Source organism: Nocardia pseudovaccinii (genome assembly GCF_050942345.1).
GTDB lineage: Bacteria > Actinomycetota > Actinomycetes > Mycobacteriales > Mycobacteriaceae > Nocardia > Nocardia pseudovaccinii.
Window position 1 is genome coordinate 346,831 of record NZ_CP192074.1, and the last position, 16,182, is coordinate 363,012.

The window sequence follows — 16,182 nt, forward strand, 5'->3', positions numbered from 1 at the left end:
CCGCGATCGCTCCCGCGGGTATGTGTCGCGGTGCACAAGCCGCCCGGTGCACGGACCGGGCGGCTTTGTTTTGGTCCGAATCGAGCATTTGCCCGCTGGTTGGCTGGATGATCGCTGGCTAGAGAGTTTCGGTCCCGCATGCCCGGCGAAGGTTCGTGTAAGAGTTCGCTCGGTGATTCCCCGGACTCCGACATCGCGGCGGCTTCTGGTTCGAGCACGTGCCTGTAGAAGAGTAATAACGCCGAGACCTCCTGTGCGGGACTATCGGTGTCGAGTGTTGATCCTCATGCTCGACAGCGGCGAGCGGTAGTGCTCGCACGGGCGAAAGGTCGAATCGCTGCGGCATCGCAGGGTGCGCTGAATAGTTGCCGGTGGCTGGCTGCGGAGCTCGGCGGTTGGGGTGGCATTCGTATTGGCAGATCTCCTCGGTGCTGCCGCAGTGGAATATCAACGTTGTCATTCCGATCGGCGGGCAATCCAATTCCGCTATGCAGGTTCGTATTCGGGCTACCTGAATATTTCGGCGCACGGCATGCGCGAGGCGCTGCGGCAGGTCCGGCTGGATTTCCGCGGCCCGACGAACGCGGTCTTCCGCTGCCCGGCGGTCGGCGTGCACGCCCGGCACTACTGGGCTGATCGAGTGCTCGAGCTGCGGCCGGATCCGAGCCGGTAGCCGGGGTCAGGATTCGGACTCCCTAGTGACCCCCTAATCTTTGTCCGAAATTCCCGTTCCGACACGACATCTCCGCACGAACGCGATAGGGTCTCCGCACGATCACAGCTTGTGAACGGGCGGAATTCGGCCACTCGAATACCCCGGTCTTGCTAAGGCTTCGCACGTCGAATAACCTCCAGCGAGCGCAAGTGTGACCAGATCGTTGTAGCGCCGTCTCTTGTGCCGGAATGTCGGGTACCGGTTGGCATGTGACGCGCGTCTCGTTGGCAGCACGGGTGCTGCCCGGCCCGCAAGGGCTACGGGCAACACCACAACAGCAGAAAGAGAGCAGGATTCATGCGTTTCGGCAGGGCGGCCGCGCCGAAGAGAACCAAGTCGGGACGGCGAGGTACCCCTCGTGGTTGGCGGAATCGAATTCTGGCTGTCGGTGCGGCGGCGTTGGCGCTACCGATCGCCGCAGGCGTGACGGGCCCGACCGTTGCCTTGGCCGCGCCGGTGCACGGCCCCGCGCTGCGGACGCCGTCGGGCGGCTTAGAGGACCTGATGGTCCCGTCGCAGATGGGTCCGATCAAGGTCCAGGTGCAGTGGGCGGCGCGCGGCGGTAACGCGGCGCTGTATCTGCTCGACGGCCTGCGGGCACGTGACGACCGCAATGCGTGGTCGTTCGAGACGAACGCCCTCCAGCAGTTCGGCAACGACAACATCTCGCTGATCATGCCGGTCGGTGGCCAGTCGAGCTTCTATGCCGACTGGTACAGCCCGAGCAACACCAACGGCCAGAAGACCACCTACAAGTGGGAGACCTTCCTGACCAAGGAACTCCCGGCCTTCCTCGAGGGCTACGGTGTGTCGCGCACGAACAACGCGGTTGTCGGCCTCTCGATGGGTGGCTCGGCCGCGCTGGCGCTGGCCGCCTACCACCGCGACCAGTTCAAGTACGCCGCGTCCTACTCCGGTTACCTGAACATCTCCGCGCCGGGCATGCGTGAGGCGATCCGCATCGCCATGCTGGACGCGGGCCGCTACAACGTCGACTCGATGGCCGCGCCGTGGAGCTCGCAGTGGCTGCGGATGGACCCGTTCGTGTTCGCCCCGCAGCTGAAGGGTCTGCCGATGTACATCTCGGCGGCCAGCGGTCTGCCGGGTCAGTACGACAACCCGAACTCGGCCGTCGGCTACTTCAACACCGCCAACGGTATGGCGCTGGAGGCGCTGTCGCTGGTGAACACCCGCGCGTTCCAGGCTCGCCTGGCCTCGCTCGGCATTCCGGCCACGTTCGACTTCCCGGCCGCGGGTACCCACTCGTGGAAGTACTGGGAGGGTGAGCTGTGGAACTCCCACAACGGCATCCTCGACGCCACCGGCGGTTGGTGAGTTAAGGATCTAGACGCCGAACGGCGCCGTCAGCTTCCGAACGGAAGCGGCGGCGCCGTTTCGCATTCGCCAGGCGGATAAGCCCGTCCGCGTGTCTTACCCGCAACCGTGCCGCAACCGGGGTAGGAAACACTTGTGGCAGGACTTGCATTCGGCAGATGTGGGTGGCGCGGGCGACGTAGCGGACGTGTGACCCGTGGCCGGGTCGCGATGCTCGCCACCGCCATCGCGATCCCACTCGCCTCAGGGCTTTCCCCGAGCACCGCACCCGCAAACGCTCAGCCCGCCGCCGCACCCGCTGTGGGCGCGACGGTGCAGCGGGTGGTGTGGCTGACCGACCGGCGGGTGACGCTGTGGATCAATTCGCCATCGATGGCCACCCCCATCCAGGTGCAGCTGCTGCTGGCCCGGGATTGGAACACACATCCGGACGCCAGGTTCCCGGCTCTGTTCATGCTCGACGGTCTGCGCGCCACCGATGAGGAGAGTGGCTGGACCCACGACGCCGGTGCGGTGGATTTCTTCGCCGATAAGAACGTCACGGTCGTGCTGCCGGTCGGTGGTCAGTCCAGTTTCTACTCCGACTGGCTGCAGCCCGACAACGGTCACAACTACAAATGGGAAACCTTCCTGACCAAGGAACTTCCGCCGCTGCTGGAGAGTCAGTGGCGGACCACGGATGTGCGTGGCATGGAAGGCATTTCGATGGGCGGCACGGCCGCGATGTTCCTGGCCGGGCGCAATCCGAACTTCGCGAAATACGCCGCGTCGTACTCCGGTGTGCTCACTACGACCACCCTCGGGATGCCGCAGGCGATCCAGTACGCCATGCACGATGCGGGTGGCTTCGATTCGGCCGCCATGTGGGGTCCGCCGGGCGGTCCGGAGTGGGAGAGCCACGACCCGTATGCGCTGGCGGACAAGCTCAAGGGCGTCAGCCTGTATATCTCCAGCGGTAACGGCTCGATCGGACCGTTCGACCAGGCCAGCGGTATTCCCGGGGTCAGCACCAATTACGCGGGCATGGGGTTGGAGATCCTATCCCGGCTGACTTCGCAGAACTTCGTGACCAAACTCGGCAAGCTGTCCATCCCGGCCCAGGTGAATTACCGTCCCTCCGGCACACATTCGTGGCCGTACTGGGATTTCGAAATGCGTCAGTCCTGGCCGCAGGCCGCTGCCGCGCTCGGGGTCGACCCGAACAAACCGGCCTGCCAGACCGGCGGCGCGATCGCCGCCCTGGCGAGCGGCAACGGCTGGCTCGGCGAATGCGTTACCGGTGAGTACCAGGTGGCGGGCGGCACCGCACAGGACTTCAAGGGCGGCCGGGTCTTCTATTCGCAGGCCGACGGCGCGCACGCGGTCGCGGGCATGATCGGCGGCGGCTACCAGGCCGCGCTCGGCCCGGGCGGTGCGCTCGGCCTGCCCGCTGATGACGAACGCGGGCTGCCGGACGGCCGCGGACGCATGCAGGCATTCCAGAACGGCCTGCTCTACTGGACCCCGCGGACCGGCGCCCAGGTGGTGCGCGGCGCGATTCTCGACGAATGGGGTCGGCAGGGCTTCGAGCGCGGCCCGGCCGGATATCCCACCGGACCGGAGACCAAGGCCCCCGATAAGGACGGTGTGGTCCAGTCCTTCGAAAACGGTCCCTTCTACTACAGCGCGAAGACCGGTGTGCATCATGTGCAGGGAATGATCTTGGGTAAGTACGCCGAATTGGGTTATGAGAACAGCCAACTCGGCTTCCCCACCGCCGACGAGGCCCCGAGCAAGGATTTCGGTCGCTACTCCAAGTTCGAGGGCGGAAATATCTACTGGAGCCCGCTGTCGGGTGCGTGGCCGGTGCGTTCGGGTCCGATCATGGATATGTGGTCGGTGGTCGGCTACGAGAACGGCAGGCTCGGGTACCCGACAAGTGACGAGTTCGCCGTTCCGGGGGGTAGCCAGCAGAATTTCCAGACCGGATTCATTACGGTGCGCGACGGCAAACCCGAAGTCCACGGCATTTAATTCCAACCGGTCTGTTTGCCGACCGCCTGCACCTATGCTCGGCTTTCCTCTAGCCTGGGTGGCGACCCGTCCCCTTAGCGAACAGATCGAGGACACGAATTCATGCATCGGACCCGCGGAAAGGTTATCGGCGTAGTCGTGGGGATCGCCGCTACCGGCTTGCTCGCCGCCTGTGGCAATAACGATTCGACTGTGTCGAGCACGCCGACGCTGTCCCACACCACGGCGGCGGCAACGACCTCCGCCTCGACCCCGGCCCCGACCAGCGGTGCCACCGGTCAGCCGTCGCAGGCCCCCGAGACGCCCGCGGATACGGCGACGCCGGAGCGCCCCCAGCCCGTGCCGACCAATGCCGCACCTGGTGACACGTCGAAGCTCACCGATAAGGACAAGAAGTTCCTCGACGCGCTCAAGGCCGCGGGCATCACCCCCTCCAGTCCGGATATCGCGCTGAGCATCGGCACCTACGTCTGCCAGGGCGTCGCGGCGAATGCCTCCGATCAGGATCTGATGACCTTCGCCACCGCGATGGCCGGATCGGATCCGTCCTTCGATCCGGCGAAGATGCCGGTGGAGCAGGCCGGAAAGATCTACATCGATACGGCTAAGTCGACGTACTGCCAGTGAGTGTGCGCAGTTCGGCCTCCCGCCGGTCCCGAAAACCGGCGGGGTGCCTGCTCTTCATCGGTCTGGTGGTGCTCGTCGTCGTCATCGCGCTGCTGCTGTGGTTCGTGCTCGCCGGACCGCTGCGCAAGCCGAAGCCCGGTCCGAAGCCGCCGCCGACACCGCCGACCTCCCAGCCGGCCTGGTGTCCCGACGTGCAGATGATTTCGATACCCGGTACCTGGGAATCGAACAGCAACGACGATCCGCACAATCCGACGGCCAATCCGATCTCGTTGATGCTCAACGTCTCCGGGCCGGTATCGCAGCAGTTCCCGGAGGGACGGCTCGATGTCTACACCGTTCCGTACGTCGCGCAGTTCTCCAATCCGATCGCGATTCCGCCGGACGGCCAGCAGTCGTACAACAACAGCCGTTCCGAGGGTTGGCAGCGCGCGCAGGACGCGATGGCGAATCGGTATCGCGACTGTCCACTGACCACCTATGTGGTTGCCGGGTTCTCCCAGGGTGCGGTGATCGCGGGCGATATCGCCAACCAGATCGGCGCGGGCAAGGGACCGGTACCCGCGGACAAGGTGCTCGGCGTCATGCTGATCGCTGACGGCCGCCGCACCGGTGACAACGGACCGGGCCAGGCCATCCAGGTCGGCACCGCGCCCGCCGGAGTCGGCGCCGAGGTTTCGCTCAACGGGTTGAAGGTGCCCGGGATCACGATGACCGGCGCGCGTTCGGGTGGTTTCGGCTCGCTCGCCGATCGCACCTACACCATCTGCGCGCCCGGCGACATGATCTGCGATTCGCCGCGCGATGCGTTGAGTCCCCTGAACATCGTCGGCAGCGTGCTGACCCTGGTCCGCGCGGTCGGTAACCCGGTGCACAGCCTCTACAACGGCTACGTGGTGGACGGCGATGGGACCACTGCGACACAGTGGACGGTGAACTGGGCCAACGGTTTGATAGAAGGAGCACCACACCCGGTGCATTCGTGAGATCGCACAGCGGACGCGGTCACAACCTGTGTTCGAGCGGGCGGACCGCGACAACCGTACTGGAGTTGCGTCGCACGCTGTAAAGTGCGCCTGATGATCGCGACGCCGGCCCTCGAGCCCCCAGAAGCGTGGGCACGATGCGCCCCGGCGTCGCGCCCACATTTCCTTACAGCCAGGAGCATGAGTTCATGACAGAAGCCGCACCGGCCACCACGGCGAGCCGTGAAGCGGATGCTGAGTTGACCGCGCTGGGTACTCCGCTGCGGCCCTTCCGCTTCGCGGCCGCGGGCGAGGGAAATAAGCAAGAGGGCGGGGCCAGGAAGTTCGTCCAGACCGCGCAGACGGCCGAGGAGTACGGCTTCGACACCTTCGTCGTGCCGGACCACCTGGGTGACCAGATCGGCCCGATCGCCGCACTCGGCGCGCTGACCCAGGCCACCGAGCGGATCCGGCTGGGAACCTCGGTGCTGGCCAACGGTTTCCGGCATCCGGTGGTGCTGGCCAAGGACCTCGCCACCATCGATGTGCTGTCCAAGGGCCGCCTCGAGGTCGGCATCGGCGCAGGCTGGAAGCAGGACGAATTCGTCGCCGCGGGTCTGCCGTACGAATCGCCGGGCGTGCGCCTCGCGAAGCTGGACGAGACCCTGACCATCCTCGATGTGCTGCTGCGTGGCCAGGAATGCACCTTCGCGGGCAAGTACTACCAGGTGAACGGCATCAAGGGCACGCCACGGCCGCGGCAGGGGCCGCGCCCGCCCATCTGCACCGGCGGTGGCGGTCCGAAGATGCTGAGCCTGGCCGCCAAGCACGCCGACATCGTCTCGGTCGTTCCGGTCACCACCAAGAACGGCAAGGGCCTGCTGTCCGGCATCACCTTGGAGAAGACCATCGAGAAGGTGAACCTGATCAAGGAAGTCGCGGGTCCGCGTTTCGCCGATATCGAGCTGAACTGGGCCATTACCGCGATCGTCATCACCGACGACCGGGAGAAGACCGCCGAGATGGCGCTGTCCGCGATCGAGCGCGGACTGCACCCCGACCTCGAGGTCGACGTAAAACTGTCGGTCGAGGAAATCCTCGCCTCGCCGTATGTGGCGATCGGCACATTCGAGGAGATCGCCGAACAGATCCGTCAGGTGCGGCAACTCACATCGATGTCCTATGTCGGTGTGTTCCCAACCCAGATGGACGCGTTCGCGCCGATTATTCCGCTGCTGCGGGGGGAGTGACCCGGTCTTCTCTGTAACATGACTCTGGTTTGAGAACATCTAGCCGATAGCGGTCTACCGCGCAGACCGCAATAAAATCTGCAGGCTGGCTCTCGCATGTAGAGCACCCGCGGGCGATAGCGAGTCGGGGCCTCACAGGTAACAGCGGCGTTGTCGCCGTCTTGCTGCGTGTGCCTCGGAGGAGATGAAGGAATGGAAGAGACTTTCGACGATTACCTGGATGAGACCGGGAACATTCGTATTCCCGATGATCACACCCTGGTAGACCACGTCGAGAAGCACACCCGCAACGACGCGAATACCCTCGCGTACCGCTACATCGATTATTCGCGCGAGCGTGACGGTGAGGCGCAGGAGCTGACGTGGCGTGAGTTCGGTATTCGGCTGCGCGCGGTGGCCGCTCGACTGCAGCAGGTGACCAACCCGGGTGACCGGGTCGCGATCCTGGCCCCGCAGGGCCTGGATTACGTGATCTCCTTCTTCGCCGCGATCTACGCGGGCACCATTTCGGTGCCGCTGTTCGACCCGGACGAGCCGGGCCACACCGACCGCCTGCACGCGGTGCTCGGCGACTGTGAACCCTCGGCCATTCTGACCGCGAGCTCCTCCGCGGCCGGTGTGCGCCAGTTCTTCCGCTCGCTGCCCGCCGCCCAGCGTCCGCGCATCATCGCGGTCGACGCGATTCCGGACGCCGTCGGCGAGAGCTGGGTGCGTCCCGATGTCGCCGTCGATGACATCGCCTACCTGCAGTACACCTCGGGCTCCACGCGCGTCCCGGCCGGTGTCGAGATCACCCACCGGGCGGTCGGCACCAACCTGCTGCAGATGGTCGATGCGATCAACCTGGACTGGAACTCGCGCGGCGTCACCTGGCTGCCGCTGTTCCACGATATGGGACTGCTGACGGTGATCCTGCCCGCGGTGGGCGGCAAGTACATCACCATCATGTCGCCGAGTGCGTTCGTGCGCCGCCCGTACCGCTGGATCAAGGAATTGGCCGCCCACAACGACGGTGCCGGAACCTTCGCCGCCGCACCGAACTTCGCCTTCGAGCACGCCGCCGCGCGTGGCCTGCCGAAGAACGGCGAATCGCTGGACCTGTCGAATGTGATCGGCCTGATCAACGGCAGTGAGCCGGTGACCACCTCGTCGATGAAGAAGTTCAACGACGCGTTCGCCCCGTACGGCCTGCCCAAGACCGCGATCAAGCCCTGCTACGGCATGGCCGAGGCGACGCTGTTCGTCTCCGCGACCAAGGCCGAGGACGAGGCCAAGGTCGTCTACGTCGACCGCAACCAGCTCAACGCCGGTCGCATGGTCAAGGTCGAGCAGGGCGCCGAGAACGCCATCGCGCAGGTTTCCTGCGGTTATGTCGCGCTGTCGCAGTGGGCCGCCATCGTCGATCCGGAGACCGTCGATTCCGACGGCGGCGGGCATGAGCTGGCCGACGGTCAGGTCGGTGAGATCTGGCTGCACGGCAACAATATGGGCATCGGTTACTGGGGTCGTCCGGACGAGACCGCGGCGACCTTCCACAACAAGGTCGCGCATCGGCTCACCGAGGGCAGCCACACCGAGGGCACCACGGCCGACGCCAACTGGATGCGCACCGGCGACTACGGCGTGTACTTCGAGGGCGAGCTGTACATCACGGGGCGGGTGAAGGACCTCGTGATCGTCGACGGCCGTAACCACTACCCGCAGGACCTCGAGTTCTCCGCGCAGGAGGCCTCGAAGGCGCTGCGGCCCGGTTTCGTCGCCGCGTTCTCGGTGCCCGCGAACCAGCTGCCCGTCGAGGTATTCGAACAGGGCAGCCATTCCGGCCTGAGCTTCGATGCCGACGATGCCTCCGAGCAGCTCGTCATCGTGGGCGAGCGCGGACCCGGCGCAGGCAAGGCCGACCCGCTGCCCATCGCCGACGCGGTCCGCGCGGCGGTATCCCAGCGGCACGGTGTGACCGTGCGCGACGTGCTCTTGGTTCCCGCGGGTTCGATTCCACGGACCTCCAGCGGCAAGATCGCTCGACGCGCCTGCAAGACTGCTTATCTGGAGGGAACGCTGCGGGGTGGTTACACCCAGCAGGCCTTCCCCGATGCACCGGAAGAGTAATTGCCCGAGGGTGGTAGCCGTAGCGATTGCTTGCAGGTCGCTCGAAAAGATCGGTCCCGATTATCGACGCTCGGCGTGGCTTCCCACGGCAGGCGTCGATCCGCCCGGTACGCAGACAGGTAGCTTGAGGAACTGATGGCTGACAACGAGGGCACGCCCGACCAGACGACCGAGATCGTGCTCGCCGATGCGGACGCGATCGATCCCACTGGCGCCGGGAACGTTTCGCAATCCGCCCCGCGGACCGATATTTCCGTCGCGGAGCTGCGGGAGTGGCTGCGACGCTGGGTCGCCGACGCGACCGGTCAACCGATCGAGCAGATCACGGTGGATCGGCCGATGGAGGAGTTCGGGCTGGCCTCACGCGATGCCATCGCACTCGGCGGTGATATCGAAGAGCTGACCGGTGTGGTGCTGACGGCGACGATCGTCTATCAGCATCCGACCATCGCGTCGCTGGCCGAGGTCGTCGTCAACGGTGAGCCGGAGTTGCCGCAGGAATCCGCCGACGATTCGTTCTACACCGCCGGTTACCGGCCGGGCGAGGCGCACGATATCGCGATCGTCGGCCTGTCCACCCGGCTGCCTGGCGCGGGCGATACCCCCGAGTCGACCTGGGAATTCCTGATCAACAGCGGTGACGCGATCCGGGAGCGTCCCGAGGGTCGGTGGGACGAGTTCACCGACGACCCGGCGGTGGCTGCGAAGGTCGCCGAGAGCAATACCCTGGGCGGCTACCTCGACCAAGACGTAGTCAAGGGCTTCGATGCGGAGTTCTTCGCTATGTCGCCGATCGAGGTCGAGCGGGTCGATCCGCAGCAGCGCTTGATGATGGAGCTGGTCTGGGAAGCATTGGAGCACGCCAGGATTCCCGCAAGCGAACTCAAGGGCGAGCCGGTCGGCGTTTTCGTCGGCACTTCTACCAATGACTTCCAGCTGGTGTCTGCACTCGGATTGGGCCAGTCCGATCCGACTGCGCCTGCCTCGGCCGATGCATATGCGCTGACCGGTGGATCCTCCGCCATCGTCGCCAACCGGATCTCCTACTTCTACGACTTCCGTGGGCCTTCGGTCGCTGTCGACACAGCCTGCTCGTCCACGCTGGTCGCGGTGCACCAAGCGGTGCGCGCACTGCGCGATGGTGATGCCGATCTGGCCCTGGCCGGCGGCGTGAACATGTTGCTCGCACCCGCGATCACGCTTGGATTCGATTCGATCGGCGCGGTCGCGAAGAACGGTCGTATCAAGGCGTTTTCCTCCGACGCCGACGGCATGGTCCGTTCCGAGGGCGCCGGTCTCGTTGTGCTCAAGCGCTTGGCCGACGCCGAACGTGATGGCGATCAGATTCTCGCGGTGATCAAGGGCTCGGCGGTCAATTCGGATGGCCGGTCCAACGGCATCGTGGCACCGAACCCAGATGCCCAGGCCGATGTGCTGCGCCGTGCCTACCGCGACGCAGGCATTGCGCCGTCCACGGTGGACTACATCGAGGCGCACGGCACCGGCACGCTGCTCGGTGACCCGATCGAGGCCGACGCACTCGGCCGGGTGGTCGGCCGTGGCCGCGACGACGACAAGCCGGCGCTGCTCGGCTCGGCGAAGACGAACTTCGGGCACCTGGAGTCCGGTGCGGGCGCTGCCAGCCTGGCCAAGGTGGTCATGGCGCTGCAGAACAACATACTGCCGCCGAACGTCAACTATGCCGGGCCGAACCCGTACATCCCGTTCGAGCAGGCCCACCTGAAGGTCGTCGACGAGGCGACGGAATTCCCGCGCTACAGCGGCACCGCGACCATCGGTGTTTCCGGCTTCGGTTTCGGTGGCACCAACGCCCACGTGGTCATCCAGGAATACAAGCCGACTCCGACTGCGGCCGATCGGAGCCAGGTCACGGGCTCAGAAGACGAGACCGCGGAACTTGTCGCCGAGGCGGCAGACCAGAGCGAAACGATAGACGCGGACATCGAGACCACAGGTGCGGTCGCGGAGGCCGATCAGATAGTCGCGGAGAGTGCCGAGCAGGTTGCGGAAGACGCAGCGGCCGTTGCGGAATGGTCGACCGAGCGGGCCGAACCGCTGCCGGTGATCCTTGCGGTATCGGCCTACCTGCCTTCGCGCCGCCGCCGCGCCGCCACGGAGCTGGCCGACTGGCTGGAGACCGAAGAAGGCCGTAACACTCCGCTCGAGGATGTGGCGCGTTCGCTGGCCAAGCGCAGCCACTGGCGTTCGCGTGGCGTGGTTATCGCCAAGACCCATGAAGAGGCCGTTGCTGGTCTGCGTGCGATCGCTGCGGGGAAGCCCGGGCCCGGTGTGTTCACCGCGGACGCGCCCGCTGTGCAGGGCCCCGTCTGGGTGCTGTCCGGATTCGGCGCGCAGCACCGCAAGATGGGTAAGCAGCTCTACCTGGAGAATTCGATCTTCCGCAAGGCCGTCGACGAGGTCGACGAGCTGGTGCAGGACGAGGCCGGGTATTCGGTGCGCGAGATGATCCTGGACGACGCTCAGGATTACAACGTCGGCACCTCGCAGGTCGGCATCTTCACCATTCAGATCGGTCTGGCCGCACTGCTGCGCGCGCACGGCGCGCAACCCGATGCGGTGGTCGGTCATTCGATGGGTGAGGTGGCCGGGGCCTATATCTCCGGTGGTCTCGTGCTCGAGGACGCGGTGCGCGTGATCTGTGCCCGCTCGCGCCTGATGGGCGAGGGCGAGGCGATGATCAGCGATGACGATGTGCGCAATATGGCGCTGGTCGAGCTGAGTGCCGCCGACGTCGAGGCGATGCTGGTCGACTATCCGGATGTCGAATGCGCGGTGTACGCGGCGCCGACGAATACCGTGATCGGTGGTCCGCAGGATCAGGTCGCGGCGATTGTGGCCAAGGTCGAGGAGGCGGGCAAATTCGCCCGCGTGCTGGCGACTCGCGGCGCCGGGCACACTTCGCAGATGGATCCGCTGCTCGGCGAGCTGGCGGCGGAACTGGCCGGTATCGAGCCGACCAAGTTGACGGCGGGCCTGTACTCGACCGTCGACAAGGAAGAGTTCTACCGGCCCGGCAGCGATCCGGTGCACGACGAGGCCTACTGGGTCAAGAACATGCGCCACTCGGTGTACTTCACCAATGCGGTGAAGCTCGCGGTGGACACCGGCCACACCACCTTCCTGGAATTGGCGCCGAATTCCGTTGCGCTGATGCAGGTTCTGGGCACGACCTTCGCGGCGGGGGTGCACGATGCGCAGCTCATCCCGACGCTCAAGCGCAAGGAAGACGAGTCGGCGGGCGTAATCTCCGCGCTCGCACAGCTTTACGTGCACGGGCATCGCGTCGATCTGCCGTCGCTGCTGCCCGCGGGCGGCTACGCCGATATTCCGCGCACCGCGTTCCTGCGCAAGCAGTACTGGCCGAAGGCGAAGATGGCCGGTGGCAGCGGCAATGCCCGCGTGCCCGGTGCGCATGTCGCGCTGCCGGACGGCAGGCACGTGTGGGAGGTGCAGGCCTCGGCCGTCACCGATCTCGTCGTGTTGGTGAAAACCGCTGCGGCACAGGTACTCAGCGAGGTCTCGTTGGGCGCGTCGGTCCCGCACGCGGTGCTGCCGACCACCGGAACGTTGACCACCACGTTGATCCCGCACCTCGGTGGCGCGTCGGTGCAGGTGCATGCGCGCGCGGGGGCGAGCTTCCAGCTGCTGTTCGAGGCGGTCGTCGTCTCGGGTGCGCCGCTGCCCGAACCCGTTGTCGCCGCTGCGGTTCCGGGAACCGAGGTCGCGACCACCGGCGAGGCCGATCTGGAGGTCGTCGAAACCTTCGGTGAGCGTTGGGATCCGGCGGGCACCCAGACGCTGGAGGAGCGGCTGGCGCTGATCGTCGCCGAGTCCATGGGTTACGCGGTCGAGGATCTGCCGATGGAGATCCCGCTGATGGAGCTCGGCCTCGACTCGCTGATGGCCATGCGCATCAAGAACCGGGTCGAATACGAATTCGATATTCCGCAGCTGCAGATCCAGGCCGTGCGCGATGCGAACCTGAACGAGGTCGGCAAGGTGCTGCGCTATGCCATCGAGCACCGCGACGAGGTGCAGGCGATCGCCGATAAGCAGGCGGCCGGTGAGGAGATCGCGGTCGACGGCGGATTCATCGCCGCGGCGCGCGCTGCGGTCGCGGCCGGTGCGGACCCGGCGGCCGTTGTGGCGAATGCCGCTGCCGGTGAAGAGGTTTCGCTGGATGCCGAGAACACCTCGGTGGAGGCGGAGGCCGAGAAGATCGTCGTCGAGGCGGAGACGGCCGCCGGTATCACCGGTGCTGTCGCTGGTACCGCCGCGCCTGCCCCGGCCACTTCCGCGCAGGCCGTTGCGGCTGAGGCCGACGAAACCGCGATCGAACGCGCTCTGGATACCGAGGACACCACCGCGGTGGGCGGTGCCGAGGCCGTGGCTGCCGCTGCGATCTTCGGTGGTCAGCCCGCCGGTGGCGATGAGGACGATGTGCCGCCGCGTGATGCCGCCGAGCGGTTGACCTTCGCCACCTGGGCGATCGTCACCGGTAAGTCGGCGGGTGGCATTTTCAACACCCTGCCGATCCTGGAGGAAGAGGTCGCCGAGAAGTTGGCGGCCCGACTCACCGAGCGGATCAAGGCGGAGGTCACCGTCGACGACGTGCTCGACTGCGAGACCATCGAGCAACTCTCCGATATCGTGCGCAATCTGCAGGACAGCGGCGCGGATGTGGACGGGTTCGTTCGCACGCTGCGCCCGCGCGCCGAGGGCTCGGATGCGGTGCCGGTCTTCGTCTTCCACCCTGCGGGTGGCAACACCCTGGTGTACGAACCGCTGCTGAAGCGCCTGCCCGCCGACACCCCGATGTACGGCATCGAACGTGCCGACGGCGATATCGAGGACCGTGCCGAGCAGTACGTGCCGCAGCTGCGCCGCATCCAGGGTGACGGCCCGTACGTGCTCTACGGCTGGTCGCTGGGCGCGGTGCTCGCCTTGGCGGTCGCACATCTCCTTCGTGCCGAGGGCGCGGACGTTCGCATGGTCGGCCTGATCGACCTGGCCATCCCGACCGAGCCGGAGGACAACAGCCCGGAGGAACGGATTCGCCGTATCCAGCGCTACCAGGCATTCGCCAAGAAGACCTATGGGGTCGAGGGCGAACTGCCGCAGGAGCAGTTGGAAGAACTGGCGCTGGCCGATGACGAAGATCAGTTCAAGATGATCAGTGATCTCGTCAAGATCAGTGGAACCAAGATTCCGGGCGGTGTGCTCGAACATCAGCGCACCTCATGGATCGAGAATCGCGCATTGCAGAAGCTGCGCCCCACCCGCTACGAGGGTGACGTCGTGCTCTATCTCGCCGATCGCTACCACGACGGCGCGATCGAGCTGGAGCCGCGTTTCGCGGATCGGCGACCCAATGGCGGTTGGGATGAATACATTCCGAACCTCGAGGTTATACATATCCCGGGTGACCACCTCCAGATCGTTGACGAGCCGCGGATCGGAAAGATCGGAGCCGACCTCACCGCGAAGCTTGCCGTTTTTGCCCCGTAGGGGTGCACCTGATGAGAGGGTCTAAGTGAGCACTACTGCCGAGAAACTTGCCGACCTGCGCAAAAGACTTGAATTGGCGCAGGAACCGGCGGGCGAAGCGGGGGTGGCGAAGCGGGCTGCAAAGGGAATTCCGAGCGCTCGCGACCGGATCAATATGCTGCTCGATCCGGGTACCTTCGTGGAAATCGGTGCGCTGGTGCGCAAGCCGGGTGATCCATCGGCACTGTACGGCGACGGTGTGGTCACCGGGCACGGCCTGGTCGAGGGCAGGCCGGTGGCGGTTTTCTCGCACGACCAGACCGTCTACGGCGGTTCGGTCGGGGAGATGTTCGGCCGCAAGGTCGCCGCTGTCCTGGAGTTCGCGACCAAGGTCGGCTGCCCGGTGGTCGGCATCAACGACTCCGGCGGCGCCCGGGTGCAGGAGGCGGTGACCTCACTGGCCTGGTACGCCGAGCTGGGTAACCGCGCCGAGCCACTATCGGGCATGGTGCCGCAGGTTTCGATGATTCTGGGCAAGTGCGCGGGTGGGGCGGTGTACGCCCCGATCAATACCGACGTGGTGGTGGCCACCCACGAGGCCTACATGTTCGTCACCGGGCCCGGCGTGATCCGGGAGGTCACCGGCGAGGACGTCAGCCTCGAGGAACTCGGCGGCGCCAATAGCCAAGCGCAGTACGGCAATATCCATCACGTCGCCGATGATGAGCAGTCCGCGTTCGAATGGGTGCGCGCGTATCTGGGCTTCCTGCCGACGAGCTGCCAGGAACAGCCGCCGATCGTGAATCCGGGGCTGGAGCCGGAGATCACCGAATCGGATCTGGAGCTGAATTCGATTGTCCCGGACTCGGATAACTCCGGGTACGACATGCACGACATCCTGTTGCGCATATTCGACGACGGTGATTTCCACGAGATCGGCGCCTCGGCGGGGCGCAATATCATCACCGGATTCGCGCGGGTGGACGGCCGCAGCGTCGGTGTGGTCGCGAATCAGCCGATGGTGTCCGCCGGTGCGCTCGATGCCAGGGCCTCGGACAAGGCCGCGCACTTCGTGCGGATGTGCGACGCGTTCGAGATTCCGCTCGTATTCGTTGTCGACACACCGGGATTCCTACCCGGTGTGGAACAGGAGAAGATCGGCGTCATCAAGCGCGGCGGCCGCTTCCTGTTCTCCTACGTCGAGGCCACCGTGCCGAAGGTGACCGTGGTTATCCGCAAGTCCTATGGCGGCGGATACGCGGTGATGGGTTCGAAACAGCTCGGTGCGGATGTGAATCTGGCCTGGCCGACCGCGCGGATCGCGGTCATGGGCGCGGAGAGCGCGGTCAGCCTGATCGGCCGCAGGCAGATCGATGCGGCGCCGGAGGATCAGCGCGCCGCGGTGCGTCAGCAGATGATCGATTTCTACAACGCGACCGTGGCGACCCCGTGGGTCGCCGCGGAGCGCGGCTATATCGACGCCGTCATCGAACCGTCGACCACCCGCCTGGAACTGCGTCGCGCCCTCCACCTGCTGCGCGATAAGGCCCTCGTCCGTAACCCACGCAAGCACCACCTCCTGCCGCTCTGACGGGATCGGGCCGCATCCCCCGGCGGGGATACGGCCCGATGCTCTTCG

General features: G+C 65.8%; 9 protein-coding genes. All 9 read left to right on the forward strand.

Features of this window, described 5'->3' with window-relative positions; translation table 11 throughout:
* The first annotated feature begins 400 nt into the window (after positions 1-400).
* The 9 genes from ACQPZ2_RS01670 (at position 401) to ACQPZ2_RS01710 (ending at position 16,134) form a co-directional block, all read left to right on the forward strand.
* Positions 401-673 carry a hypothetical protein gene (locus ACQPZ2_RS01670; RefSeq protein WP_433523986.1) on the forward strand — a complete coding sequence of 91 codons (273 nt, stop codon included), beginning with the start codon at positions 401-403 and terminating at the stop codon, positions 671-673.
* Between the two features lie 339 nt (positions 674-1,012).
* Positions 1,013-2,050 (forward strand): alpha/beta hydrolase, encoded by a 1,038-nt coding sequence (locus ACQPZ2_RS01675; protein ID WP_084508382.1) that lies wholly within the window; start codon positions 1,013-1,015, stop codon positions 2,048-2,050.
* A gap of 210 nt (positions 2,051-2,260) precedes the next feature.
* Positions 2,261-4,063, forward strand: a complete 1,803-nt coding sequence (locus tag ACQPZ2_RS01680; protein WP_433527713.1) for an alpha/beta hydrolase-fold protein — start codon at positions 2,261-2,263, stop codon at positions 4,061-4,063.
* A gap of 102 nt (positions 4,064-4,165) precedes the next feature.
* The gene (locus ACQPZ2_RS01685; RefSeq protein WP_433523987.1) at positions 4,166-4,690 is read left to right on the forward strand and encodes a DUF732 domain-containing protein; all 525 of its coding nucleotides are present in this window, start codon (positions 4,166-4,168) and stop codon (positions 4,688-4,690) included.
* Entirely contained in the window at positions 4,687-5,676 is a 990-nt protein-coding gene (locus tag ACQPZ2_RS01690) for a cutinase family protein (RefSeq protein WP_433523988.1), read from the forward strand. Before ACQPZ2_RS01685 ends, ACQPZ2_RS01690 begins: the two co-directional genes overlap by 4 nt.
* Positions 5,677-5,864: 188 nt before the next feature.
* Positions 5,865-6,905 carry an LLM class F420-dependent oxidoreductase gene (locus ACQPZ2_RS01695; protein ID WP_433523989.1) on the forward strand — a complete coding sequence of 347 codons (1,041 nt, stop codon included), beginning with the start codon at positions 5,865-5,867 and terminating at the stop codon, positions 6,903-6,905.
* 192 nt (positions 6,906-7,097) lie between these two features.
* Positions 7,098-9,014, forward strand: coding sequence for a long-chain-fatty-acid--AMP ligase FadD32 (fadD32, locus tag ACQPZ2_RS01700; RefSeq protein WP_433523990.1), 1,917 nt, complete (start codon positions 7,098-7,100; stop codon positions 9,012-9,014).
* A gap of 135 nt (positions 9,015-9,149) precedes the next feature.
* Complete coding sequence (pks13, locus tag ACQPZ2_RS01705) at positions 9,150-14,564, forward strand: polyketide synthase Pks13 (protein ID WP_433523991.1); 5,415 nt, start codon at positions 9,150-9,152, stop codon at positions 14,562-14,564.
* A 25-nt stretch (positions 14,565-14,589) separates the two neighbouring features.
* Positions 14,590-16,134, forward strand: coding sequence for an acyl-CoA carboxylase subunit beta (locus ACQPZ2_RS01710; RefSeq protein WP_433523992.1), 1,545 nt, complete (start codon positions 14,590-14,592; stop codon positions 16,132-16,134).
* The last annotated feature ends 48 nt before the right edge of the window (positions 16,135-16,182 follow it).

What these genes read in the sequence shown, in the direction of transcription:
- ACQPZ2_RS01675 (WP_084508382.1), top strand. Translation starts at nt 1,013, where the DNA reads ATGCGTTTCGGCAGGGCGGCCGCGCCGAAGAGAACCAAGTCGGGACGG.
- ACQPZ2_RS01680 (WP_433527713.1), top strand. Translation starts at nt 2,261, where the DNA reads ATGCTCGCCACCGCCATCGCGATCCCACTCGCCTCAGGGCTTTCCCCG.
- ACQPZ2_RS01685 (WP_433523987.1), top strand. Translation starts at nt 4,166, where the DNA reads ATGCATCGGACCCGCGGAAAGGTTATCGGCGTAGTCGTGGGGATCGCC.
- ACQPZ2_RS01695 (WP_433523989.1), top strand. Translation starts at nt 5,865, where the DNA reads ATGACAGAAGCCGCACCGGCCACCACGGCGAGCCGTGAAGCGGATGCT.
- fadD32 (WP_433523990.1), top strand. Translation starts at nt 7,098, where the DNA reads ATGGAAGAGACTTTCGACGATTACCTGGATGAGACCGGGAACATTCGT.
- pks13 (WP_433523991.1), top strand. Translation starts at nt 9,150, where the DNA reads ATGGCTGACAACGAGGGCACGCCCGACCAGACGACCGAGATCGTGCTC.